At 64.1% G+C, this 25,233-nt stretch carries 24 protein-coding genes; 13 read left to right on the top strand and 11 right to left on the bottom strand.

Annotated features, from left to right (window positions below; all coding sequences use genetic code 11):
• Positions 1–100 precede the first annotated feature (100 nt).
• Positions 101–1,960 (top strand): CshA/CshB family fibrillar adhesin-related protein, encoded by a 1,860-nt coding sequence (locus EBMC1_RS16920; RefSeq protein WP_040590764.1) that lies wholly within the window; start codon positions 101–103, stop codon positions 1,958–1,960.
• Between the two features lie 113 nt (positions 1,961–2,073).
• Here EBMC1_RS16920 and EBMC1_RS16915 read toward each other — a convergent pair whose 3' ends face one another.
• Positions 2,074–2,325: a hypothetical protein gene (locus EBMC1_RS16915; protein WP_003051737.1), complete on the bottom strand. Its 252-nt coding sequence runs from the start codon at positions 2,323–2,325 to the stop codon at positions 2,074–2,076.
• A gap of 146 nt (positions 2,326–2,471) precedes the next feature.
• Positions 2,472–3,833: a M28 family peptidase gene (locus EBMC1_RS16910; RefSeq protein ID WP_003051734.1), complete on the bottom strand. Its 1,362-nt coding sequence runs from the start codon at positions 3,831–3,833 to the stop codon at positions 2,472–2,474.
• Between the two features lie 134 nt (positions 3,834–3,967).
• Here EBMC1_RS16910 and ettA point away from each other — a divergent pair, with 134 nt between their 5' ends.
• From ettA to EBMC1_RS16895, 3 genes are all read left to right on the top strand, one after another.
• Positions 3,968–5,647: an energy-dependent translational throttle protein EttA gene (gene ettA / locus EBMC1_RS16905; RefSeq protein WP_003051732.1), complete on the top strand. Its 1,680-nt coding sequence runs from the start codon at positions 3,968–3,970 to the stop codon at positions 5,645–5,647.
• A 5-nt stretch (positions 5,648–5,652) separates the two neighbouring features.
• A complete protein-coding gene (locus EBMC1_RS16900; RefSeq protein WP_003051729.1) occupies positions 5,653–6,096 on the top strand; it encodes a PaaI family thioesterase in 444 nt (147 codons plus the stop codon).
• Positions 6,097–6,169: 73 nt separating this feature from the next.
• Positions 6,170–6,520: a hypothetical protein gene (locus tag EBMC1_RS16895; protein ID WP_003051725.1), complete on the top strand. Its 351-nt coding sequence runs from the start codon at positions 6,170–6,172 to the stop codon at positions 6,518–6,520.
• 47 nt (positions 6,521–6,567) lie between these two features.
• On the opposite strand, the gene EBMC1_RS16890 is transcribed toward EBMC1_RS16895, so the two are convergent.
• Both EBMC1_RS16890 and EBMC1_RS16885 read right to left on the bottom strand, forming a co-directional pair.
• Positions 6,568–7,911, bottom strand: coding sequence for a chloride channel protein (locus tag EBMC1_RS16890; protein ID WP_003051722.1), 1,344 nt, complete (start codon positions 7,909–7,911; stop codon positions 6,568–6,570).
• A 48-nt stretch (positions 7,912–7,959) separates the two neighbouring features.
• Positions 7,960–8,598, bottom strand: coding sequence for a carbonic anhydrase (locus tag EBMC1_RS16885; RefSeq protein ID WP_003051719.1), 639 nt, complete (start codon positions 8,596–8,598; stop codon positions 7,960–7,962).
• Positions 8,599–8,634: 36 nt separating this feature from the next.
• Here EBMC1_RS16885 and lipA point away from each other — a divergent pair, with 36 nt between their 5' ends.
• Complete coding sequence (gene lipA, locus EBMC1_RS16880) at positions 8,635–9,588, top strand: lipoyl synthase (RefSeq protein WP_003051716.1); 954 nt, start codon at positions 8,635–8,637, stop codon at positions 9,586–9,588.
• Between the two features lie 7 nt (positions 9,589–9,595).
• Positions 9,596–10,075, top strand: a complete 480-nt coding sequence (locus EBMC1_RS16875) for a type II toxin-antitoxin system RatA family toxin (RefSeq protein ID WP_003051712.1) — start codon at positions 9,596–9,598, stop codon at positions 10,073–10,075.
• On the opposite strand, the gene EBMC1_RS16870 is transcribed toward EBMC1_RS16875, so the two are convergent.
• Together EBMC1_RS16870 and ispF are read right to left on the bottom strand one after the other, a co-directional pair.
• Positions 10,018–10,575, bottom strand: a complete 558-nt coding sequence (locus EBMC1_RS16870; protein ID WP_040590758.1) for a CinA family protein — start codon at positions 10,573–10,575, stop codon at positions 10,018–10,020. The two genes, EBMC1_RS16875 and EBMC1_RS16870, sit on opposite strands and share 58 nt — an antisense overlap.
• Positions 10,576–10,578: 3 nt before the next feature.
• Positions 10,579–11,763, bottom strand: a complete 1,185-nt coding sequence (gene ispF / locus EBMC1_RS16865; RefSeq protein WP_003051706.1) for a 2-C-methyl-D-erythritol 2,4-cyclodiphosphate synthase — start codon at positions 11,761–11,763, stop codon at positions 10,579–10,581.
• A gap of 97 nt (positions 11,764–11,860) precedes the next feature.
• Between ispF and dusB the strand changes: the two genes are divergently transcribed.
• From dusB to hflX, 7 genes are all read left to right on the top strand, one after another.
• Positions 11,861–12,859, top strand: coding sequence for a tRNA dihydrouridine synthase DusB (gene dusB, locus EBMC1_RS16860; RefSeq protein ID WP_003051705.1), 999 nt, complete (start codon positions 11,861–11,863; stop codon positions 12,857–12,859).
• Entirely contained in the window at positions 12,856–13,959 is a 1,104-nt protein-coding gene (locus EBMC1_RS16855) for a two-component system sensor histidine kinase NtrB (protein WP_003051703.1), read from the top strand. Before dusB ends, EBMC1_RS16855 begins: the two co-directional genes overlap by 4 nt.
• The gene (gene ntrC, locus EBMC1_RS16850; RefSeq protein WP_003051699.1) at positions 13,956–15,377 is read left to right on the top strand and encodes a nitrogen regulation protein NR(I); all 1,422 of its coding nucleotides are present in this window, start codon (positions 13,956–13,958) and stop codon (positions 15,375–15,377) included. Before EBMC1_RS16855 ends, ntrC begins: the two co-directional genes overlap by 4 nt.
• 105 nt (positions 15,378–15,482) lie before the next feature.
• Complete coding sequence (locus EBMC1_RS16845) at positions 15,483–17,774, top strand: sensor histidine kinase (protein WP_003051696.1); 2,292 nt, start codon at positions 15,483–15,485, stop codon at positions 17,772–17,774.
• Complete coding sequence (ntrX, locus tag EBMC1_RS16840; protein WP_003051693.1) at positions 17,764–19,143, top strand: nitrogen assimilation response regulator NtrX; 1,380 nt, start codon at positions 17,764–17,766, stop codon at positions 19,141–19,143. Before EBMC1_RS16845 ends, ntrX begins: the two co-directional genes overlap by 11 nt.
• A gap of 117 nt (positions 19,144–19,260) precedes the next feature.
• A complete protein-coding gene (gene hfq / locus EBMC1_RS16835; protein ID WP_003051691.1) occupies positions 19,261–19,755 on the top strand; it encodes an RNA chaperone Hfq in 495 nt (164 codons plus the stop codon).
• 8 nt (positions 19,756–19,763) lie between these two features.
• A complete protein-coding gene (gene hflX, locus EBMC1_RS16830) occupies positions 19,764–21,104 on the top strand; it encodes a GTPase HflX (protein ID WP_003051688.1) in 1,341 nt (446 codons plus the stop codon).
• Here the strand turns inward: hflX and mazG are convergent.
• From mazG to metG, 5 genes are all read right to left on the bottom strand, one after another.
• On the bottom strand, positions 21,082–21,855 hold the full coding sequence (mazG, locus tag EBMC1_RS16825; RefSeq protein ID WP_040590755.1) for a nucleoside triphosphate pyrophosphohydrolase: 774 nt from the start codon (positions 21,853–21,855) through the stop codon (positions 21,082–21,084). The two genes, hflX and mazG, sit on opposite strands and share 23 nt — an antisense overlap.
• Positions 21,856–21,931: 76 nt before the next feature.
• On the bottom strand, positions 21,932–22,108 hold the full coding sequence (locus EBMC1_RS18585) for a hypothetical protein (protein WP_156001432.1): 177 nt from the start codon (positions 22,106–22,108) through the stop codon (positions 21,932–21,934).
• Positions 22,105–22,869 carry an MBL fold metallo-hydrolase gene (locus EBMC1_RS16820; protein WP_040590753.1) on the bottom strand — a complete coding sequence of 255 codons (765 nt, stop codon included), beginning with the start codon at positions 22,867–22,869 and terminating at the stop codon, positions 22,105–22,107. Before EBMC1_RS16820 ends, EBMC1_RS18585 begins: the two co-directional genes overlap by 4 nt.
• A gap of 13 nt (positions 22,870–22,882) precedes the next feature.
• The gene (locus EBMC1_RS16815) at positions 22,883–23,659 is read right to left on the bottom strand and encodes a TatD family hydrolase (protein ID WP_003051682.1); all 777 of its coding nucleotides are present in this window, start codon (positions 23,657–23,659) and stop codon (positions 22,883–22,885) included.
• Positions 23,659–25,227 carry a methionine--tRNA ligase gene (gene metG / locus EBMC1_RS16810; RefSeq protein ID WP_003051680.1) on the bottom strand — a complete coding sequence of 523 codons (1,569 nt, stop codon included), beginning with the start codon at positions 25,225–25,227 and terminating at the stop codon, positions 23,659–23,661. The genes EBMC1_RS16815 and metG overlap by 1 nt, the downstream gene beginning before the upstream one ends.
• Positions 25,228–25,233: the final 6 nt, after the last annotated feature.

Here is a 25,233-nt window from a genome sequence, read left to right as displayed (position 1 = left end):
TTCACCGCAGCGCCCCCTCTGGCTGCGCGCGGCCGTGCTTAACCCGCTGCTAAACAATCCTCTCTATGCTCGCGGGTCGAGATAGGGACCAGATATCGAGATGACCGGCGGCAGTCTGAAGAAACTGTTCGCGGCGCTGGCGGCGCTGTTTGCGGCGCTGTGCGCTGCAAGTCCCGCAATGGCGGCCAATTGCTATTACGCGACCGCTCAGGGATCGACCGGGCCTGCCGATTGGCAGACCTATTGCTGGCTCGACTTTACCGGTTACAGCGAAACGACGGCGCGATCGGCGTCCGGACAGAATTTTTCCTTCACCCTGTCCGACGGCACGGTGATGAGCTTCAATCTCAAGGTGTCGGGAGCGGCGATGACCGCCGCTACATCGCCGTCCTGGTCGGGCAGTGCGGTCGGCAACACGGCTTTTCTTGGCATCGCCGGGCGTCCGATCATGTATCAGACCGCGGCCGGGACAACGACTATCGCGATCAGCAGCATCGCGCTGACGCCGCCCGCAGCCGGGACGATCAGCGCCTATATGTTCGTCGCCGCCGACGGCGAGTCGAGCAACGAAGGCGAATCGCTGCGATTCCAGACCAATGGCGGCAACTGGCAGGAGCTCGATCGCGCCGGGCCGATCAGCGGCAGCACCTATCCGACGACATCGGGGACGGGAACGAACAGCTTCACCGAAACGGGCGCTGCGGGAACCGTGGGCGCCTATATCATGGGGTCGACATCGCCGACGTCGGTAACCACGACTTTGGTGGGCGGGGGGCTGCAAGGCGCGATGTTCGCGGTGCGCTTCGCCTCGATCCGGCTGAACACGCAGATTTCGGGCGCCCGCGCCAACCCGGCCGACCAGTTCACTTTTTCGGTCAACACGACGGGAACGGGATCGACGCTGGCAACGGGGACGTCGAGCGGCACCGGCCTCGGTCCCTTTACCTCGGCCGCGCTGTCGAGCTCGGCGGCGATCCCGCTGACATTGAACCAGACGATGGCCGCCGGCAGCGTCAACAGCCTGTCGCATTATCGCTCGGCGCTGACCTGCACCAACACGGCAACCGGTTCGAGCACGCCGCTGCCGACGAATGTCGTCACCACCGCCTATAATTTCGGATCGCTCCAGTTCGGCGATGCGGTGCAATGCACCTTTACCGAGACGCCTTATCCGCATCTGACATTGACCAAGGCTCTGGCAGCGTCCGGCCGTCAGTTCAGCGGCGACCAGTTCACCCTGACGATCGCGCAGGGTGCCACGGTGGTCGGCACCACCACCACGACGGGCAGCGGGGCGACCGTGTCGAATGGTTCGACGCCGCAGGTGCAGCTCAGCGCCGGCACGGCGTACAGCCTGTCGGAAGCGGCCGCAGGGACGACGACGCTGGGCCAGTATACGGCGACGATGAGCTGCACCAATGCGGCGACCTCTTCGACGGTCCTGCCGACAGCCGCGGGCGGCAGTGTGACGCCGCAAATGGGCGATGTGATCGCTTGCGTCATCACCAATACCAAGCGCGGATCGAACGCCACGCTGGCAATCGCCAAAAGTTCGACGCTGGTATCGGACCCCGTGAACGGCACGACGAACCCGAAGGCGATACCGGGGGCGGTCGTGCGGTACAGCTTCACGGTTCAGAACAGCGGACCGACCGCGACCGACAGCAACAGCGTGTTCATCGTCGACAGCTTGCCGGCGCAGATCAGCGTCGGGACCGCGGCATCGCCGGTCTTCACCCAGGGATCGCCGACGAGCGCGCTGACCTTCAGCGCCGCGAGCGATATCCGCTATTCCAATGCTGCAACCGCGCCGGCCAGCTTTGCCGCCTGCACCTATTCGCCGGTCACCACCTACGACCCCGCGGTCCGCTATGTCTGCCTGCGGCCGCAGGGCAGCATGGCGGGATCGACCGGCACGCCTACCAGCTTCACGCTGAGCATCGAGGGCCGGATCAACTGATCCGCGGCGTGCGCTCAGGCTGACGAAGGCAAAAGGCATCGCGCAAAGAAAAAGGCGGCCTTCCCGAAGGAAGACCGCCCTTTGTTTCGGTCATTGCCCCGAAGGGCTGTGACTTACTTCTTTTCTTCTGCCGTGGCAGCGGTCGCAGCCGAGTCAGCAGCGGCAGCGGCGGTGTCAGCAGCCATAGCAGCCGTGTCGGCAGCAGCAGCAGCCGAGTCAGCAGCCATAGCGGCGGTGTCCGCACCAGCTTCAGCGGCGGTGTCAGCAGCCGGAGCTTCGGTGGTCGCTTCTTCAGCAGCCTTTTCACCGCAAGCGGCGAGGGCGAACATGCTGGCAGCAACAGCGATAGCAGCAAACTTCTTCATGATGTGTGGGCTCCCTAAAATGCCATTCCGCGCTGGGGAAACTTTCCCGTCCCGCGAGCGGCGGGATTTAGACGTTCCGTACCAATCGTCAACAAAAATAATTGAGATGGCAGGCGCGCCCTGTTCTGATTACCCCGCGCTGTCCGTCATGGTAGCTCGGCATCGGCGCTATTTGCAAGCAGCCCGATCGTGACCGTCCAGGCGACCACATTTTGGCGGATTTGCGCGGGATCCACCTTGTCGAACGTGTCATCGGGCGTGTGGTGAATATCGAAATAGCGTGTCCCATCTTGTTGCAGGTCGATGGTCGGCACCCCCGACTCGATCAGGGCGCCGACATCGGCGCCGCCACCCGCAGGCTGCTTTCCGCGGGTGATTCCATAAGGCGCGAGTGCCGCGGCGATGCGGTCGGCAAGCCCGGCTGCGCCCTCGGGCAGCTTGAAATCGACGCGCCAGACGCGGTCGGCACCGAAATCCGACTCCATGGCGACCGCGTGGCGTTCCTTGCCATGGGCATCGAAATAGGCCTTGCCGCCGAACACGCCGACTTCTTCGGCACCGGCCCACAGGATGCGGATCGTCCGCCGCGGCTGCCCCGCGGCCATGATATGCTTCGCCGCGGCCGCTATGATGCCGCAGCCCGCCGCATCGTCGATCGCGCCGGTGCCGAGATCCCAGCTGTCGAGATGGCAGGCGATGATGACCGGGCTCGCCTTGGGATCGCTGCCAGGGACTTCGGCGATGACATTGCCCGACGGCTGGTCGCCCAGCGTTTTCGGGGTCAGCAACAGCTTCAGGCGCAGCGGCTTGCCGTGCTGCCACTGCCGGACCAGCAGGTCGGCGTCGGGATTGGAGATGGCACCCGCGGGGATCGGCGTGACACCGGCTTCGAAATTGGTCACGCCGGTATGCGGATTGCGATGGCTGTCGGTGCCGATCGAGCGGATGACAATGGCGATGGCGCCCTTTTTGGCGGCCGCGTTTGGCCCGACGAAGCGCCCGCGTCCGAAATAGCCATAGCCGCTGCCGTCCTGTGCGGCCTTCATCTGGTTATCGATGAAGACGATCTTGCCTTTGACCGCGGCATCGGGCGCGGCCTTCAGCGCGTCGAAGCTCGGGAAATAGGCGATGTCGCCCTCGATGCCGTCGGCTCCGGTCGAGCCGCTGTTGCCCAGCGCGGCGATCGCGAGCTTCTGGGGGTGGAACGGGCCGGTGAGCTCGGCCGTCTCGGCGCCGCGGACCCAGACCGGCATGGTATAGGCTTCTTCACGAACATTGGCGAAGCCCATTGAACGCAGCCGTTCGACCGCCCATTTACGGGCAGCGGCCTCGGCTTCGGTCCCCGCCATGCGCGGTCCGATCTCGGTCGTAAGGTCTTCGGTGATCTTGAGCGCCGGGTCTTCGCCCGTTTGCGCCATCTCGACGGCGCTCGGCGCGGCGAAGGCGGCGGTGGACAAAAGACAGGCGGCGAGGCCGGTCAGGCGGGCGATGGTGCGGCGATGTGTCATGCCTCTGTCCTAACCAGCCAATACGCCCTGCCGCAAGCGTCGATTGCCAAGCGCGCGCCCATTCGCTAACCGGCCCGCGACCTCATTCTCTTCCGGCCGCGCGCTGCGCGGCCCAGCCAGTTTCGGAGCATTTCATGGCCGCCCAATATAGTTTCGTGATGAAGGGTCTGACCAAGACCTATCCCGGCGCGCAAAAGCCGGTGCTCAACGGCATCAATTTGCAATTCTATTCGGATGCGAAGATCGGCATCGTCGGGCCCAACGGCACCGGCAAGTCGACGCTGATGAAAGTCATGGCGGGCATCGATACCGATTTCACCGGCGAAGCGTGGCCGGGCGAGGGGATTACCCTCGGCTATCTGGCGCAGGAACCCGAACTCGATCCGACGAAGACGGTGAAGGAAAATGTCATGGACGGCGTCCGCCCCGTCGCCGACATGCTCGACCGCTTCAACGAGATCAGCGCGCTGATGGCCGATCCGCCCGAGGATGCCGATTTCGACGCGCTGATGACCGAAATGGGCGAGTTGCAGGAAAAGATCGACGCGGTCGACGGCTGGACGCTCGACAACCAGCTTGAAATCGCGATGGAAGCGCTGCGTTGTCCGCCGGGCGACTGGGGCGTCGAAAGCCTGTCGGGCGGTGAAAAGCGCCGTATTGCGCTGACGCGCCTGCTGCTCGAAAAGCCATCGATCCTGCTGCTCGACGAACCGACCAACCACCTCGACGCCGAAAGCGTGGCCTGGCTCGAAAAGCATCTCGTTGATTATCCGGGCAACGTCATCCTCGTCACCCACGATCGCTACTTCCTCGACAATGTCGTGAACTGGATCCTCGAACTCGATCGCGGTCGCTATTTCCCCTATGAGGGCAATTATTCGACCTATCTGGAAAAGAAGGCGAAGCGCCTCGAACAGGAATCGCGCGAGGAAGCGGGCCGCCAGAAGGCGATCCGGGACGAACTCGAATGGATCCGGCAGTCGCCCAAGGCGCGCCAGGCCAAGTCCAAGGCACGTATCAAGAGCTTCGACCAGCTCGTTGAAGCGCAGGAGAACCGCACCCCCGGCAAGGCGCAGATCGTCATTCAGGTGCCCGAACGTCTGGGCGGCAAGGTGATCGAGGTTCACAATGTCTCCAAGGCCTATGGCGACAAGCTATTGTTCGAAGATCTGTCCTTCACCCTGCCGCCGGGCGGCATCGTCGGCGTCATCGGGCCGAACGGCGCGGGTAAGTCGACGCTGTTCAAGCTCATCACCGGTCAGGAAACCCCCGACAGCGGCGAGGTCGTGATCGGCGACACCGTGCGCCTTGGCTATGTCGACCAGAGCCGCGATGCGCTCGACCCCAATAAGAATGTCTGGGAAGAAATCTCGGGCGGGCACGAACTGATGACGATCGGCAAGCATCAGATGCAGACCCGCGCCTATGTCGGCGCCTTCAACTTCAAGGGCGGCGACCAGCAGAAGAAGGTCGGCATGCTGTCGGGCGGCGAACGCAACCGCGTTCATATGGCAAAGATGCTGAAGGAGGGCGGCAACGTCCTCCTGCTCGACGAACCGACCAACGACCTCGACACCGAAACGCTCGCGGCGCTCGAAGAAGCGCTCGAAAATTTCGCCGGCTGCGCAGTGGTCATCAGCCACGACCGCTTCTTCCTCGACCGTCTGGCGACCCACATCCTGGCGTTCGAGGGCAACAGCCACGTCGAATGGTTCGAAGGCAATTTCGAAGCCTATGAGGAGGACAAGATCCGCCGCCTCGGCGACGAAGCGACGCGCCCGCACGCGACGACCTACAAGAAGCTGTCACGCTAAAGATCGTGGCGGGGGAGGCGCCTATCTCGGCGAGCGCGATCCGCATGGATGCGGACGCGCTCAACGCCTTCATGGCCGAAGCCTTCCCCCACTCCGAACCGGGGTCGCGTGGCCATGTCGTTGCGGCCGCGCCGGGCCATATCCAGGCGCGCATCGATCCCAACGACAAGGCGCTGCGCCCCGGCGGGCTGATTTCCGGCCCGACGCAGATGGGCTTTGCCGATATGGCCGCCTACGCCCTCGTCCTCGCCCATATCGGCCCCGTCGCGATGGCGGTGACGAGCGCGCTCAACTATCAGTTCCTGCGCCCGTGCCGACCGGGCCCGGTCATGGCCGACGCCTATATGCTGCGCCTTGGCAAGCGGCTCGCGGTGATGGATGTCCGCGTGTGGACCGACGATCCCGACAAGCCGGTCGGACAGGCGAACGTGACCTACGCCATTCCCTAGGCGGGTGTATATCCAGGCGAATGGCCGGTTACGACCGATTGCGGACGTAGGCCTCATGGCTTTATGTGGGAACATGGATATCGCCACTCGCACATCGCGGAAGACGCTGCCGTTACCGGTGGAACGGGAGTCATTAGAGCTCGGGCTATTGTTTTCAGATGATGAGGCCGAACGGATAAAGCGTGGCCACATTCCAAAGGACATGGACGATAAATGGTTCATTTTCTTCGAGGAGGGCTGGCTCTATTTTCACCGATCATGGACTGGTCACTGCATATATGGCGTTCGGCTCGACGGATCACCAAGCGGCGTTCGTGTCATTGAAGCGTGGGCTAGTCGCAACAAGGATGAATACAATTCGCCCGGCGTTGAAACCGATTTGCGAATGATCGAGCAGTTGATAGCTACCCGCCTTCTTGTCTAATCGAACGTCCTCTTCCCACCCCAAAACCGCCACCCTGCGCCCGGAATTTAGCCCTCCGATGGCGTAGCCGACGCTTTCTGCTTCGTCGGCATCATCCTCTTCGACAACCCATGATAGAGGCGGGTGGGGCAGACCTGCGCGCTTGTCCAGTCGGCGATCAGCGCCGTCGCGAACAGCGACAGGATCACGCCGCGCGCGGCGGTCGCCTCGATCAGGATGATGACGGCGGTCAGCGGCGCGCGCACGACCCCGACGAAATAGGCGACCATGCCCATCATCACCACCGCGCCGGTGGGGCTGTCGGGAAAGGCTGGCGTCAAAAGGTTGCCGAACCCGGCGCCCACCGCGAGCGAAGGCGCGAAAATGCCGCCCGGCGCGCCGCTCAACGTCGAGGCGAGCGCGGTAACAAACTTGGCAGGAAAGAACCACAGCTTGCCGTGGTTGCCTTCGACCAGGAATTTGGTGACGTCGTAGCCGGTGCCCCACGTCGCGCCGCCGGTCGCGATGCTCACCCCCGCGACGACGAGGCCGCAAACGGCTGCGAAAAGGATCGGGCGCGCCGCCGCCTTGCGCGCCCAGTCGGCAGAACGGTCGCTCGCCGCCAGCACGATGCGCGCAAAGAGCCCGCCGGCCAAGCCGCCGCCGATCCCGGCGATCGGCGCGATCAGCAGCACGTCGGCCACGGGGAGCGTCTCGCGCATCGCGCCGAAATAGACATAGTCGCCCGCAACCGAGAGGCTGACGAGACCGGCGATCATCACCGCGCCCATCGTCAGCACCGCGACGCGCTGTTCATAGGCGGAGGCGAGTTCCTCGATCGCGAAAGCGATCCCGGCGAGCGGCGTGTTGAAGGCTGCGGCGACCCCCGCGGCACCGCCGGCGATGAACACCCCGGCGGAAATGCGGACCTTGAGCAGCCGGTGCATCGCGACCATGATCGCCGCGCTGACCTGAACCGTCGGTCCCTCACGCCCGACCGATCCGCCGGCGGCAAGCGTCGTCAGCGTCAGCGCAAGCTTGGCAAAGGCGGTTTTGAGTGACACCAGCGGGCCGTCGGCCGCCTGATCGGGATAGCGACCTGCGGCGATGATCTGCGGAATGCCCGACCCGCGCGCGTCGGGGACATAGCGGTTGGTCAACCAAACGATCAGCGCGAATACCGATGGCGTGATGAGCAGCGGCAACCACCAGGCGACCGCCGATATCTGAAAGATCAGCCGCTGAACCTTGTCGCCCGCCGCTGCAAAGACGAGGGCAACGAAGCCGAGCAGCAGCGCCCCGCCCACCATCGCGACGCGCCGCCGGATATCGACGACCTCGCTGCGCGCGCGCCGGCCGGCGCGCAACTGCCACAGACGCATCCAGCGCGGCAGGTTGGGCTTGGAGAGCATGGCGCGCCTGTTGGACCCCCGCGCGGGGGAGCGCAACCCCTGGCGGGGTCAGGCGGGCGAAAATTCTCCAGTTTTTTCATCGAGAATGTGGAGCACGCCGTCGCTGATCGCAAAAAAGGCGCCGCGCAGCCGCAACGTGCCGCGCTTTTCCTTCTCCTCGATGCACGGGAAGGTGCGCAGATTGTCGAGGCTGACCTTCACGCCCGCCATCTCCATCGCACGGCCCGCTACGCGATTGTCATAGTCGGGATGCGCCGCACGCACGTCGGCGCTCGCATCGTCGAGCAGCGCGATCCAGTCGGCGATGAAGCCGCCGCGGCCCGGTTCGGCACCCTCCATCGTCCGGTGCAGCGCCGCGTGGCAGCCGCCGCACATCCCGTGGCCCATCACGACGATTTCCTCGACCTTCAGAAACTGCACCGCAAATTCCAGCGCCGCCGATACGCCGTGACGGCCCGGCGTCGTTTCAAAGGGCGGGACGAGCGCGGCGACATTGCGCACGACGAATATCTCGCCCGGATTGGTGTCGAATATCTGCGACGGTTCGACGCGGCTGTCCGAACAGGCGATGACCATCACCTTGGGTGACTGGCCCTCGGCCAATTCATCCCACCGGTCGCGCTGTTGCTGCCAGCCGGTGGCGCGGAAACGGCGATAGCCGTCGATCAGTTCTGCAAAGCGAGTCATGACGCGCGCTTTAGCACAGGATGGACGGTTGAGAAGATGTGCGTGTGCGCCTATGTGGGCGCCATGAACGCTCCGCTGCAAAAACCGTCCGATCGCGCCCGCAAACCCGACTGGATTCGCGTCAAGGCGCCGACCAGCCCCGGCTATGCCGAAACGCGCAAGCTGATGCGCGACCTCAATCTGCATACGGTGTGCGAGGAAGCGGCGTGCCCGAACATCGGCGAGTGCTGGACCAAAAAGCACGCGACGGTGATGATCCTTGGAGATACCTGCACGCGCGCCTGCGCCTTCTGCAACGTCAAGACCGGCATGCCGCGCCCCGTCGACCTGCTCGAACCCGAACATACGGCGGCCGCGGCGGCGAAGATGGGGCTGACCCATATCGTGATCACCTCGGTCGACCGCGACGACTTGCCCGATGGCGGCGCCAGCCAGTTCGTCAAGGTGATCGAGGCGCTGCGCCGCGAAACGCCGCAGACGACGATCGAGATTCTGACCCCCGATTTCCGCAACAAGCCCGACGATGCCGTTGCCGCGATCGTCGATGCGCGGCCCGATGTCTATAATCACAACCTGGAGACGGTTCCGCGGCTCTATCCGACGATCCGCCCCGGTGCGCGCTATTATGCGTCGCTCCGCTTGCTCGAAAGCGTCAAGCGCCGCGATCCGTCGATCTTCACCAAATCGGGCATCATGCTCGGGCTCGGCGAAGAGCGGATGGAAGTGCATCAGGTGATGGACGACATGCGCAGCGCCGACATCGACTTCATGACGATGGGGCAATATCTCCAGCCGACCCCCAAGCATACGAAGGTGATCGACTTCGTGACGCCGCAGGCGTTCGATGCCTATGCCCAGATCGCCCGCGCCAAGGGCTTCCTGCAGGTCGCTTCTTCGCCGCTGACCCGGTCGAGCTATCATGCGGGCGACGATTTCGCGAAGATGCGCGCCGCGCGCGAAGCCCAGCTCGCGCGCGCCAAGGCGGACTGACGCCGCATTGCCGAGGCATCACGAAACGCGCGAGCTGCCCTATAGCGCCGAACAGATGTTCGCGCTCGTGACCGATATCGCGCGCTATCCCGAATTTCTGCCGTGGGTGGTCGCGCTGCGTGTCCGCGCCGACAGCGATCGCGAGGCGGTGGCCGACATGATCGTCGGCTTCAAGGGATTGCGCGAAAGCTTTTCGTGCCGCGTCCACAAGCGCGCGCCCGACAAGGTGATCGTCGATTATATCGACGGCCCGATGCGCCACCTCAACAATGAATGGCATTTCACGCCGCTCGACGGCGGCGGGTGCAAGGTCGACTTCATGGTCGATTTCTCGTTCCGCAGCCGCGTCTTCGAGGCGCTGGCCGGGCAGATGTTCGACAAGGCGCTCCGCAAGATGATCGCGGCGTTCGAAACGCGCGCCGATGCGCTTTACGGTGCGGGAAGCGTGACGTCCTCCGACGGGCGCAGCGCATCCTTGTCGGGTTGAAGCAGGTCGAGCGCGAACATCGTCGCGTGATGGCGGATCGTCGCGCGATCGGTCGAATCGAATTGCACCCGCTGGGTGAAATAATCATCGGGGTCCTGGCCGCGCAGCGCACGTGCGAAGACGACGATGCCCACCGGCTTCTTGTCCGATCCGCCGCCGGGGCCGGCGATCCCGGTAATCGACACCGCGACATCAGCGTCGCTGTTCGCCAGCACGCCCGCGGCCATCGCCCAGGCGGTCGCCAGCGACACCTCACCGAAGGTTTCCAGAATTTCGCTGCTGACGTCGAGCTGGCGCTTCTTGGCGTCGGCCGAATAGGTAATGAATCCGGCGCTGAAGACATCGGAACTACCGGGAATGTCAGTGAGCGCCACCGACACCATGCCGCCGGTGCAGCTTTCAGCGATGGCAACGCGGCGCCCCGCCGCACGATTGGCGGCAAGAACGGACGTGGCGGCTTCTTCGCGCGCGGTCTGGCGCGTTTCGACGGCGGACGGCAAGGTTCAATTCTCCGGAAGTTCTAAAGTCGCGATGGCCTGTGCGGCGATCCCTTCGCGGCGGCCCGTAAAGCCCAGCCGCTCGGTGGTTGTTGCCTTCACACTAATGGCTTCAATCGAAATCGCAAGAATTTCGGACAGGCGCGCGCGGATCGCGGCGCGATGCGGGCCGATTTTCGGCGCTTCGGCGATGATCGTCAGATCGACATGGGCGATCCGTCCGCCCCGCGCCGCGACCCGTTCGGCGGCAAAGGCCAGGAAGCGCCATGACGCCGCCCCGCGCCATTGCGGATCGCTCGGCGGGAAATGGTCCCCGATATCGCCATCGGCCAGCGCGCCGAGGATCGCGTCGGTCAGCGCGTGGAGCGCGACATCGGCATCGCTATGCCCTTCAAGCCCATGACTATGCTTGATTTCAATCCCGCCGATCCACAGCGGCTTGTCGGGAACGAGGCGGTGAACGTCATAACCCATACCGACGGCGGTACGCATCGCGGCTTTGCCTCCTCCGAGCAGGGCGGACAGAATGATGAGATCGTCGGCATAGGTCAATTTGTGCAGCCGCGCGTCGCCTGGAACCGTTGCCACAGCATGACCGAGCCGGCGGACGAGCTGCGCATCGTCGGTCGCCGCTTCGTCGCCGCCACCCGCGTGAGCACGGCGCAGCGTACCGAGCCGGAAGGCCTGCGGCGTCTGGACGCGCGCGAGTCGGCTGCGGTCGGTGACGTCACCCGCCACCCCGTCAACCTCGGTTATCAGCGTATCGGGAACGGGCAGCGTCGGCGTCGCCGCGACAGCCCCCTCCGCCACGGCGGCGAGCAGCCGGTCGATTACCGCCGCCGAAACGCCCGGGCGCGCCGCATCATGGACGAGGAGGATCGCGTCGTCGCTCCAGTCGGCCAGTGCGCCCAGCGCATTCGCGACCGACTGCTGGCGTTCGATGCCCGGCGCAGCGGTCGTCCAGCTGGCGGGCAGGGGGCCTGCCGCCGCCACGACGTCATCATCGCCGACGAGCACACCCGCACCGATGGCCGGGTGCGCGGCGAACGCATCGAGGCTCCAGTGCAGCACGGATTTGCCGCCGATCGGGACAAGCTGCTTGGGAAGCCCAAAGCCCGCGCGCGCGCCGACGCCGCCGGCGAGCAGCACGACAGCGACGGAGCCGGACGGCAGGGGCGCGGAGTCGGTCATGACGCGCGCCGGTTAGCGCAGCCGCGGCTTGCGGAAAAGCGCCTTAGCGTGTAGTGGCTGCACAAAATTTAGGCAATTTCAACGAAAGCTCCCCGTTATGGCGCCGCTCCGGCCCATCCAGATCGGCAATATTACCATCGCGGATCCCGTGATCCTCGCGCCGATGACGGGCGTCACTGATCTGCCGTTCCGCAAGATCGTCCGCTATTACGGCTCGGGGCTCAACGTCACGGAGATGATCGCGAGCCAGGCCGCGATCCGTGAGACGCGGCAATCGATCCAGAAAGCTGCCTGGGATCCGGTCGAGGAACCCGTTTCGATGCAGCTTGTCGGCTGCACGCCTTATGAAATGGGCGAGGCCGCGAAGCTCAATGAAGAGCGCGGCGCGGCGATCATCGACATCAACATGGGCTGTCCGGTGCGCAAGGTCACCAACGGCGATGCCGGATCGGCGCTGATGCGCGATCTCAAGCTGGCTGCGGCGCTGATCGAAGCCTGCGTCAAGGCGGTCAGCGTGCCGGTGACGGTCAAGATGCGCATGGGCTGGGACCATGACAGCCTCAACGCCCCCGAACTCGCGCATATCGCAGAGGATCTCGGCGCAAAGCTGGTTACCGTCCACGGCCGCACACGCAACCAGATGTATCGCGGCAGCGCCGACTGGGCCTTCGTGCGCCGGGTCAAGGATGCAGTATCGATCCCGGTGATCGTCAATGGCGACATCTGTTCGGTCGACGATGCGCGCTCCGCGCTCGATCAGAGCGGCGCCGACGGCGTGATGATCGGCCGCGGCTCCTATGGCCGGCCATGGTTGCTGGGGCAGGTGATGGCTGCGCTGCGCGGCGAGGGCGAGCGCCCCGACCCTGGCATCGATGAACAATATGACGTCATTACATCGCATTATCGGGCGATGATCGACCATTATGGCGAAATGACCGGCGTCAATATGGCGCGCAAGCATCTCGGCTGGTATGTAAAGGGGCTCCACGGTTCGGCGGAATTCCGCAACCGCGTCAACCAGATCCCCGACAGCAAGGGCGTACTCGATGCGCTCGAGGAATTTTACGCGCCCTATCTGAGCAAGGCGGCTGCGTGAGCGCGTTGACGTCGAGCATCCCGACGTTCGACCATGACGAAATCATCCAGTCGCATCCGGTCGCGACGCTGCTGATCGACCGCGGGGCCGTCGTCCTGTTTGTCAACGCGGCCGCCGAACAGCTTTGCAATATCAGCCGGTCGGCGATGGTCGGGCGCGTCGTCTATGACGTCATCGGCATGGACCGCGGCTATCGCCAGCGCATGAACGATCCCGACACCTCGGCATTGTTCGCCCATCGCGCCGAAATCCGCATCGGCGGCGGCAAGTCGATCTTCGTCGATATGCAGATGGTGCCCTATGGCAGCAACGGCCACCGCATCCTCGCGCTTGTTCCGTCCCAAAGCGAAGCCGAACTTATGGGCGGGGCGATCGGACGGTCGGGCCGCGCGGCGGGGGCCGCCGCTTCCATGCTGGCGCACGAAATCAAGAATCCGCTCGCCGGAATCAAGGGCGCCGCGCAGCTGCTCGCGCGCAAGACCGACGCAAGCGGCGAACGCTTCACGACGCTGATCTGCGCCGAGGTCGACCGGATCACGACGCTGATCGACCAGATGGAGCATTTTTCGCGCGGGCAGCCGATCGCCTGCGCGCCGATCAACCTCTATCAGCCGATCCATCAGGCGCTGGAGGCGGTGCGCGCGCGGCAATTGCCCGGGGTCCGTTTTTCGGAGGATTTCGACCCGTCGCTGCCGATGGTGCAGGGCAACCATGACGCCATGGTCCAGATTTTGCTGAACCTCGTCACCAACGCCGGCGAGGCGCTCGGCGGGCGTGACGATGGCGTCATCCGCATCGCCACGGCCTATCGCCACGGCCTGTCGATCGACAATGGCGACGGCCGCGGCCGCATCGCGCTGCCGATCGAGGTCAGCGTCAGCGACAATGGTCCCGGCGTGCCCGCCGACATCCGCGACGACCTGTTCGACCCGTTCGTCACGACGAAGCGCGAGGGCAGGGGGCTCGGTCTCGCGCTCGTCGCGAAGCTCGCGCGCGACATGGGCGGCACCGTCCAGCATGTCCGCGATGGCGAGTGGACGCGCTTCCGCGTCAATCTACCCGCCGCGCAGCCGTCCGCGCGCAAGGAGCCGCGGCCATGACCATCGACAAGACGATCCTGCTGGTCGAGGACGATCCCGCGATCTCGCTCATCATCCGCGAGACGCTGGATGACGAATGCGCCCTGTTCGCCGCGGTCGGCAGCATCGCCGAGCGTAATGCCTGGCTCGCCGATCATCGCCCCGACCTCATCATCACCGACGTCGTCCTGCCCGACGGCGACGGCATCGATTCGCTGCCTGGCGCGGGCGTGGCGCCCGAAACACCGGTGATCGTTCTCTCGGCGCAGAACACGCTCGACACCGCGGTCCGCGCGCAGGGGATCGGCAGCTACGACTATCTGCCCAAGCCCTTCGATCTCGAGGAGCTGACCGCCAGCGTTCGCGCTGCGCTGGCGCGGGGCCGGCAACCGCTCGCCAAGGTCGACGCGGCCGAAACCGACAGCCACGGACTGATCGGCCGCGCCCCCGCGATGCAGGCGGTATATCGCACCATCGCGCGGCTCGCCTCGAACGACCTTGCGGTCCTGATCCTCGGCGAATCGGGGACGGGCAAGGAGGTCGTCGCGCGCGCGATCCATGCGACGGGCCTGCGCCGCAATGGCCCCTTCGTCGCGATCAACATGGCCGCGATCCCGCGCGAACTGATCGAGGCCGAATTGTTCGGCCACGAAAAGGGCGCCTTCACCGGCGCGCACAGCCGCAGCGCCGGGCGGTTCGAACAGGCGTCGGGCGGCACCCTGTTCCTCGACGAAATCGGCGACATGCCGCTCGAGGCGCAGACGCGGCTGCTGCGCGTCCTGCAAACCAACGAATATTCGACCGTCGGCGGCAGTCAGGCGCTGAAAGCCGATGTCCGCGTCGTCGCCGCGACCCACCGCGAGATGCGCAGCCTCGTCGCAGAGGGGCGCTTCCGCGAAGATCTTTTCTATCGTCTCAACGTCATTCCGGTCAGCCTGCCGCCGCTGCGCGACCGGCGCAGCGATATCGCCGCGCTCGTCCGCCATTTCGTCGATACCGGGCGCCAGTCGGGGCTGCCCGACCGCGAATTCGCGCCCGAGGCGATGCAGTTACTCGAACGCCACGACTGGCCGGGCAATGTTCGCGAACTCGGCAATGTCGTCCAGCGCCTCGCCATTCTGGCGCGCGACACCGTCGTCACCGCCCGCGATGTCGAGACGGTGCTGCGCGAAAGCGGCGGCATGGCGCCCGCCTTCACCGCGCCGGCGGACCTGATCGCGCACGCGGTCGACGATTGGGTGCGCGAACGGCTGGCGGGTACCGACGGCGACGGCGCCATCCACAGCGACCTCGAAGCCATCGTCGAAGCCGCGTTGTTCCGCCGCGTGCTGCGCGAAGTACGCGGCAACCAGCTCGAGGCAGCCCGACGGCTCGGGATCAACCGTAACACGCTGCGCAAGCGATTGGGGCAACTCGACATCGATCCCGCGCATCCCTAGGCGCCGCATCGCACGCGCTCCCGTTGACCGGAAAAGCACACTTATCGGCGCGCCGGCGCATATTGTGTGTTTTCTATGCAACAGGATTGTCGTATCGCAGCCACAATGACGCAGCCTTTCCCCTCGGCTCTTGACGGCGAACCCGGTGATACGGACGCGCGGAGCGGCTGGTGGCGGTTCGGCGCACCCGAATATTATACGCTCGCGCTGATCGCGAGCGTCGCGATCGGTACCTACATCTTCGTCACCGGCGACGCGCAGAGCGAGCGGCTGCTGACCCCGGCGCTCGTCGCGGCGATCATGGTCGCCAACCTCGTTCCCGCGATGGCGCTCATCGTGCTGATCGGCAGCCGCGTGGCCCGTGCGCGCGCCGAACGCACGATGGACGGCGGCAACGGGCGGCTGCATGTGCGTCTCGTGGCGCTGTTTTCCTTGATCGCTGCAACGCCGACGCTGCTCGTGGTGATCTTCGCCTCGCTGCTGTTCCAGTTCGGGGTCGATTTCTGGTTCTCGGACCGCTCGCGCGGCATGTTCGAAAATGCCGCCAGTCTGGCGCAGGGATATTATCAGGAAAATCAGCGCGAAGTCAGCGCCAATACCTTCGCAATGGCTAAGGATTTGAGCGACCAACTCGGCCGCGTTGCGATCGATAGTCCCGAATTTTCCGACTATTATTTCCAGCAGGTTGTGGTGCGCAGCCTGAACGAATCCGCGATCATCGAGATCGGAACCGACGGCATTCCGCGCACGGCCGCGATGATCGACCCCGACAAACGCGCAGTCGAAAGCCGCCTGACGCCTGCGACGGTCAAGCGCCTCGACGCCGGCGAACAGGTCGTCGTGAATGTTCAGCCCGACCGCATCGAAGCTGTGACAAAACTTCCGCGCCAGCCGCGGGCTTATGTCTATGCGTCGCGCGACGCCAATGTGCCGGGGTTCCAACAGTCGATGCGCGCCAGCACCGTGCTCGCCGACTATAACGATCTGTTCCAGCGATCGCAGCAGCTCCAGCTCCAGTTCAACGGCGCGCTCTATCTCGGCTCGCTTCTGTTGCTCGCGCTTGCAGTTGTCGCTGCGATCGTTGTCGCCGACCGCATCACGCGGCCGCTCGGCACATTGATCGTCGCGACGCGCACCGCGGCGAGGGGCGATCTGTCGGTGCGCGTCACGCCGCCGGCCCGCGACGACGAGATTGCCGTGCTGACGCGCGCCTTCAACCGCATGACCGAGCAGCTTGAGGGACAAACGAGCGCGCTCGTCAACGTCAATGAGCAGCTCGAAACGCGGCGCAGCTTTATCGAGGCAGTGCTGAGCGGCGTCTCCTCGGCGGTCGTCTCGGTCGATGCGCAGCATCGCATTCTTCTCGCCAATGCCGCCGCCGAAAGCCTGATCGGGCAAAGCGCCGAGACCTTGACCGGGCAACCGCTCGGCGATGTCGCGCCCGAACTGGCCGCGCTCTTGAGCGGCGGGGAGCAGGAAGGGATCGTTCAGCTGGCCCGCCGCGATGCCGAACCCGCGACGCTCGCGGCCAAGGCGGTCGCGCAAGGCGACGGCTTCGTGCTGAGCTTCGAGGATATCACCCAGCAGCTGCTCGATCAGCGCCGCGCCGCCTGGTCCGACGTCGCGCGCCGCATTGCGCATGAAATCAAGAATCCACTGACCCCGATCCAGCTCGCCGCCGAACGCTTGCAGCGCCGCTTCGGTGAAAAGGTCGAGGGCGATGCCGCAACCTTCCGCAAGCTGACCGACACCATAGTGCGGCAGGTCCACGATATGCGCCGCATGGTCGACGAATTTTCCAGCTTTGCGCGGATGCCGAAGCCGACCTTCGGGGTCGAGGATATCCGCGACATCCTGCGCCAGGCGGTGTTCCTGTTCGAGGTCGCGAAGCCCGACATCATATTCAGCGTCAAGACGCCGAACGAGATCGAGCCGCTCGTCTGCGACCGCCGCCTGCTATCGCAAGCGCTGACGAACATCGTCAAAAATGCGGTTGAAGCCATCGAGGAAAATACGAAAAAATCGAATGGCCCGGTTTCGGGCCATATCCGCGCCGAACTCGACATCGGCCCGCAGGATGCGGTGGTCATCCGCGTCACCGATGATGGCATCGGGCTGCCCGAGGCGCGCGACGCGATCGCCGAACCCTATATGACCACGCGGCAGGGCGGGACGGGGCTCGGCCTTGCGATCGTCAAGAAGATCGTCGAGCAACATTATGGCGAGCTTGAATTTTCGGACAATCCGGAAGGGCGGGGGACGCAGGTCACGCTGACGCTGCACGCCGATCGCCTGCGGCCATTGGCGGGCAAGGGCGGGGGAGTTCCAACAGGGCAGATTGAATCGGTGCCGGGGCGCATCAGAAACCGGCAGGACAGAGAAGAACATGGCGCTTGATATTTTGATCGTCGACGACGAACGCGACATTTGCGAACTGGTCGCCGGCGTCATGGAAGACGAAGGCTATGAAGCGCGGACCGCTTCCGACAGCGATGCCGCACTCGAAGCGATCCGCCAGCGGCGCCCGTCGCTCGCGCTGGTCGACGTGTGGCTGCAGGGGTCGCGGCTCGACGGATTGGGGCTGGTCGAGGCGATCAAGGAATTCGACCCGACGCTGCCGATCATCGTCATTTCGGGCCATGGCGGTCTCGACACCGCCGTCGCGGCGATCCGCCGCGGCGCCTACGACTTCATCGAAAAGCCGTTCGAGGCCGAGCGTCTGTTGCACCTCGTCGCGCGCGCGACCGAAAGCGAGCGGCTGAAGTTCGAATATGAACAGCTTCGCGAAAAGGCCGGTCCCGCCGACGAACTCACGGGCAGCAGCACCGCGATCAACAATGTCCGCGCGACGCTGAAACGCGTGGCGGGAACCGGCAGCCGGGTGCTCGTCACCGGCGCTCCCGGCGTCGGCAAGGAGGTTGCGGCGCGCGTCCTCCATGGCTGGAGCGGGCGACAGAATGCGCCGTTCCGCGTCATCTCGTCGGCCCGGATGGACCCCGAAACGGTCGAGATCGAATTGTTCGGGTCGGAAAGCGACGACGGGGCGATCCGCGTCGGTCTGCTCGAACAGGCGCATGGCGGGACGCTCTTCCTCGACGAAGTCGCCGACATGCCGCTGACGACGCAGGGCAAGATCTTACGCGTCCTGACCGACCAGAGCTTCACGCGTGTCGGTGGGCGAACGATGATCCGCGTCGATGTGCGCATCATTTCGGGCACCGCGCGCGACTTGATGAGCGAAATCGCCGAAGGGCGCTTTCGCGAAGATCTCTATTACCGGCTCAATGTCGTGCCCGTGCATATTCCGCCGCTGCGCGAGCGGCGCGACGATATTGCGAGCCTCTGCGACCATTTCGTCGGCCGTTATGCCGCCGAACGGCGCGTGCCGCCGCCCGAAATCAGCTCGGAGGCGATGGCGGCGCTCCAGGCGCATGAATGGCCCGGCAACGTGCGCGAATTGCGCAACGTGATCGAGCGGGTGATGATCCTCGCGCCGAGCGATCGGCTCGGCCGGATCGATGCCGACATGCTGCCCTCCGAACTGGTCCGCGGCGGCACCGATATTCTGCCCAACAGCGAATCGATCACTGCGATTCCGCTCAAGGAGGCGCGCGAGAATTTCGAACGCGAATATCTGCGCATCCAGATCAATCGCTTCTCGGGAAATATCTCGCGCACCGCAGCCTTTATCGGGATGGAGCGTTCGGCTCTCCATAGAAAGCTGAAGCTGTTGGGATTGACCGAGAATCAGGACGGCGAAGGGTAGTGGCTTTACCCTAGACCTGATCCGCTCTTTGCCGCATATTGCGGCTGCGAAGACGACAAGGGGCTCATCGTCGGCGCATCGAACCCGCGGCTCGGCCGCCAAAAACAGGAGGCAAATGTGTCCGATAAAAACCAGAATCTTCAGGATCTTTTTCTCAACGCTCTGCGTCGCAGCAAGACCCCGGTGACGATGTTTCTCGTCAAGGGCGTGAAGCTGCAGGGAATAATCACCTGGTTCGACAATTTCTCGCTCTTGCTCCGCCGCGACGGCCAGTCGCAGCTCGTGTACAAGCACGCGATCTCGACGATCATGCCGTCGCATGATTTCGACCTGGCCTCGCTCGGCGCCGATGTGCGCGAAGTTCCCACCGCCAAGGGCAAGGCGCTTCAGGACGTTTTCCTGAATGCGGTGCGCCGTTCCGAAGAGTCGGTGACGATGTTCCTTGTCAACGGCGTCATGCTGCAGGGCGATATCGTCGCCTTCGATCTGTTCTGCATGCTGCTCGAACGCGAACGCCAGGTGCAGCTTGTCTACAAGCACGCCATTTCGACGGTTCAGCCCAACGGCCCGATCAATCTGACCGACAATGGCGAAGCCGACGGCGACGCCTGATCGACCCGATGTCCGATAGCGCCGAAGAGGTAACGCGCGGTGCGCCCGCGCTGCTTGTCGTGCCCGAATGGCACGGCCAGCGCCTGTCGCGCGATCTCGACGCGCGCGTTGAGGAAGTAAAGGGGCTCGCGGTCGCGATCGGGCTCAAGGTGGTGGCAGCGCATCCGCTGCGCCTCCGCCAGACGCGCGCGGCGACGCTGATCGGCGTCGGTCAGATAGAGGCTATCAAGCCCGCGATTGCGGCGCACGACGTGCAACTTGTCATCGTCGACGCCGCGCTGACCGCGATCCAGCAGCGCAATCTGGAAACCGCCTTCGGAACGAAGGTGATCGATCGCACCGGCCTGATCCTCGAGATATTTGGTGAGCGCGCCGCGACCGCCGAGGGGCGGTTGCAGGTCGAACTAGCACATCTCGACTATCAGGCGGGACGGCTGGTGCGAAGCTGGACCCACCTCGAGCGCCAGCGCGGCGGCTTCGGCTTCCTCGGCGGCCCAGGCGAGACGCAGATCGAGGCCGACCGCCGGATGATCCGCAATCGTATGGCGCGCATCCGCCGCCAGCTCGACGATGCGCGGCGCACGCGCCAACTCCAACGCGCCAAGCGGCAGCGGGCACCTTGGCCCGTCGTCGCGCTCGTCGGCTATACCAACGCCGGAAAATCGACGCTTTTCAACCGCCTGACGGGAAGTGACGTCATGGCGGAAGATATGCTGTTCGCGACGCTCGATCCGACGATGCGCGAAATCCGTCTGCCGGGGATCGACAAGGCAATCCTCTCCGACACGGTCGGCTTCGTCTCCGACCTTCCGACCGAACTCGTCGCCGCCTTCCGCGCAACGCTAGAGGAAGTGACGACGGCCGATCTGATCGTCCATGTCCGCGACATCGTCCATCCCGACAGCGACGCGCAATATGACGACGTCAAGGCGATCCTCGACTCGCTCGGGGTCAATGGGCCGCAGGACGGGGAAGGGGAGGACGCCGCCGACCCGATTCCGCAGATCGAAATCTGGAACAAGATCGACACCGCGGCTCCCGATCGGCGCGCCGAGATCGTCGAGATCGCCGCACGGCGCAGCGACGTCGCGGTCATTTCGGCCTTCACGGGTGAGGGCGTCGAGGCGGCGCGGACGCTGATGGCGGCGCGGTTAACCGAAGGGCACGAAATACAGCAGATTTTTCTCGGCTTTGACGAAGGGGAGGCGCTTGCCTGGCTCCACGCCCGTGGCGAAGTCCTTGATAACAGGGCAGAGGGTGAGGGGCATGTGCTCACCGTTCGGCTCGATCCCGCCGATCAGGCCCGCTTCCGCCGCCTCTGGCCGGCTAAGGGGCTTCCGAAGCCTTGACCGCCTGCCAATGCGCTTCGAGCGCATCGAGCGGCATATGCGCCATGTCGGCGCCGGCGCGTGCTTCGACGGCCATGAAGCGGCGCGCGAACTTGGCGTTGGCGTCACGGAGTGCGCTTTCGGCATCGACGCCGAGGTGCCGCGCATAGTTCACCACCGCGAAGAGCAGGTCGCCGACTTCCTCCGCCCGCGCTGCGTCGTCGGGGGCCGTTTCGACTTCTTCCAGTTCTTCGGCGATCTTGGCGCGCGGTCCGTCGGCATCGGGCCAGTCAAATCCCGCCCGCGCAGCGCGGCCTTGCAGCTTTTGCGCGCGCAGCAGCGCCGGCAGTGACAACGCCACGCCGTCGAGCACGCTTTTGGCGCCGTCGGCGCTGCGCTCGGCCGCTTTGATCTGTTCCCATTGCTGGCGAACGTCATGCGTCGTTGCATCGCCGAAGATATGCGGGTGGCGCCGTTCCATCTTGTCGCTGATCGCATTGGCGACGTCGTCGAACCCGAACAGGCCTTTGTCGGCAGCGATCTGGGCATGAAAAACGACTTGGAGCAGCAAATCTCCAAGCTCGTCGCAAATCGCATCGGGCGATCCGGAGGCTATGGCGTCGGCAACCTCATAGGCTTCCTCGATCGTGTAAGGTGAGATCGTTGTGAAGTCCTGCGCCAAATCCCACTCACATCCACCATCGGGATTGCGCAACTGACGCATGATTGCGAGCAGTCGATCGATGGGGGACAGCGAAGGCGCATTAGACATATGATTATCCGATAATATATATTATGTTAAATTCAATATAACGGGGAGGCCCGTTTACCCCCCTGTCGTTGAATCGTCAGGCAAAAAGCTGCCACGTCCGGACGACGAGAAATACGAGCGCAAAGATCGCCACCCACGCGAGCGCCATCTTCAGCCCGTCGGCCAGATTGAGCCGTCTGGCCGCGAGCGAGCTCAAGACCAGCGCAAAGGCCCCGACGAACCAGATCATCTGCACCGTGGTATCGCCGTTCACAATTCCACCTCCAGCCCGTCGTACCCAGGCTCGACGCCGTCAGGCAGCTCGCCGGCCAGATCGTCATAATCCATCGTATTATCCATATGCGTGATAATGGCCCGCGGCTGGCCGACCTTGGCGAGTCCTTCGAGCGTCATCGCGAGATGCGGATGCGTGGGGTGCGGATAGCGGCGGAGCGCGTCGATCACGAACAAGTCGACCCCCTGGAAGAAATCGACCATTTCATCGGTAAAGCGTGAAAAATCCGTCGCATAGCCTATCTTGTGCGCACCGTCGCTGAAGATCAGGCCGCTGGCTTTTATCGGACCATGGGGCATTTCGAGTGCCGACACCTCGATCGGTCCGATCCATTGATGATCGGCCAGTTCGATCGGATCGACCGACGCCGGATAGCCGGCGTTGCCGGCAAAGGCGTAGGTGAAGCGCCATTTCAGAATATCGAGAACGTGCGCGCGGGCGTAGGCCGGCACGGCCGAACCGCGCAGATGCATGATCTGACGCAAATCGTCGAGGCCGTGCGTATGATCGGCATGTTCGTGGGTCCATATCACCCCATCGACCTCGCCGATCCCGGCGTCGAGCAGCTGCAGGCGCATGTCGGGGCTGGTATCGACGATCAGCCGGTATCCGCCGAGCGAAATCATGATCGAGGCCCGGCTGCGCAGGTTCCGCGGATTGTCGGGGTCGCATTGCCCCCAGTCGTTACCGATCCGCGGTACCCCGGAAGAGGTACCGCACCCTAGAATGCGAACCTTCATGGCGCGTGTGACGTCATGGCGCCGCCTTGTTGAAAAGCGCGTAGAAATTCGCGCTTGTCGCCGCTGCCAGCGCTTCGCGATCATCGCCGCGCAGGTCGGCCAGAAAAGCCAGCGTATCGGCCACAAAGGCCGGCTCGCCGGTCTTGCCGCGATGCGGGACGGGGGCAAGGAAGGGGGAATCGGTTTCGATCAGCAGCCTGTCCTGCGGCAGCCATTTTGCCGTGGCCTGAAGATCGGCGGCATTTTTGAACGTCACGATCCCCGAGATCGAGATGAACAGCCCAAGGTCGAGCGCCGCTTTGGCGAAGTCGTCGCTCGCGGTGAAGCAATGAATCACACCGGTGTAAGACGCCCTTTCCATCTCTTCGCCGAGCAGCGCCAGCGTGTCGGCTTCGGCATCGCGGGTGTGGACTATGATCGGCAGGCCGGTCTGCTGCGACGCGTGGATATGGCGGCGAAAACTTTCCTGTTGCCGCACGCGATCGCTCTTGTCGTAATAATAGTCGAGCCCCGTCTCGCCGATCCCGATCACGCGCGGATGCGCGGCGCGCTCGACCAGCTTGGCGGTATCGACATCGGGATGATGATCGGCATCGTGCGGATGGATGCCGACGCTAGCCCATACATCGGCATTGGCTTCGGCCGCGGCCAGGACATCGTCCCACTCGCTCTCGCGCGTCGCGATGTTGAGCATCGCGGTGACGCCGCGCGCCCGCGCGCGCTCCAGCACCTCGCCCTGCTGCTCGGCAAGCCCCTTGTAATTGAGGTGGCAGTGCGAATCGACGAGCATCAAGCCTCCCCTTCCCCCTCGGGCAACTCGAGGCGCGGAAAGATGGGAACCGGCTGACCGACCGAAAAGCCGCTGGCAGCAAGCTTTGCAAACCATTCGGTGTCGGCAAGCGCGGCGAAGTCGCGCGCATCGTCGGCAATTCCCATCTGATCGAGCAGCGCGTCGGCCGCGGACGGCACCACCGGACGGATCGCAATCGCGAGTGTGCGAATAGCCCGAAAGAGAGTCATCAGCACAGCACGCATCCGTTCTGGATTGGTCTTGCGCAACGCCCACGGGGCCTGCGTATCAACATACTGGTTGCAGGCAAAAACCGCGCGGAGCCATTCCTCAATGCCGACGGAAAATGACAGCTCTTCAAACTCACGAGGAAGCAAATTTACCGCGGCGTCGCGAACGGCGCTCCTAAGAGCTAAATCTTCCTCGCTCGGAGAATAATCGTTCGAAATATCGCCATCCAAATTCTTGAAAATCATCGACAAGCTGCGCTGCGCAAGATTGCCGAAGCTGTTGGCGAGGTCGGCATTCGCGGTTCGCACGATCGCTTCGGCCGAATAGCTGCCGTCCTGTCCGAAGCTCACTTCGCGGAGCAGATAATAGCGCAGCGCATCGACGCCGAACTGTTCGGCGAGCGTCATCGGATCGACAACGTTGCCGAGCGATTTCGACATCTTCTCGCCGCGGTTGAGTAGAAAGCCGTGACCGAACACCTGGCGCGGCAGCGGCAGACCGGCACTCATAAGGAAGGCCGGCCAGTAAACAGTATGAAAACGAACGATATCCTTGCCGATCATATGAATGTTCGCCGGCCAGAATCGTGCGAAATCGCCGTCCATGTCGGGATAGCCAATGCCCGACAAATAGGTCGTGAGCGCGTCGACCCAGACATACATGACATGCCCGGGGCTGCCCGGCACGGGGACGCCCCAATCGAAACTCGTGCGCGATACCGACAGATCCTTTAATCCGCCCTCGACGAAGCGCAGCACCTCGTTGCGGCGGCTTTCGGGGCGGATGAAGTCGGGATTATCGTTATAGAGCGCGAGCAAACGGTCCTGATAGGCCGACAGGCGGAAGAACCAGCTTTCCTCGACGGTCCATTCGACCGGCGTCCCCTGCGGCGACAGGCGAACGCCCCCTTCCCCGTCTGTCAGTTCGCTTTCATCATAGAAAGCTTCGTCGCGAACCGAATACCAGCCTTCATAGCGGTCGAGGTAGAGGTCACCATTGGCTTCCATCGCCCGCCAGATCGCCTGCGATGCGCGATGGTGCGCCGGGTCCGACGTGCGCATAAAATTATCATAGCTGATATTCAGCTTGCCATACATCTCACGGAAATATCCAGACATTTCATCGGCAAGATCGATCGTTGCGCGACCCTGGTCGCGCGCGGTCTGATACATCTTCAGCCCATGTTCGTCGGTACCGGTGATCAGGCGCACGTCGCGGCCGCGCATCCGCTGGAAGCGCGCCATCACGTCGGTCGCGATGGCCTCGTAGGCGTGACCGATATGCGGGCGGCCGTTGGGATAGCTGATGGCGGTGGTGATATAAAATGGTTCGGACATGCGCGC

It is taken from the genome of Sphingopyxis sp. MC1 (assembly GCF_000371385.1).
Classification (GTDB): Bacteria; Pseudomonadota; Alphaproteobacteria; order Sphingomonadales; family Sphingomonadaceae; genus Sphingopyxis; species Sphingopyxis terrae.
The sequence above is the reverse complement of the archived record's forward strand: the minus strand, read 5'-3'. Positions and strand labels throughout refer to the sequence as shown.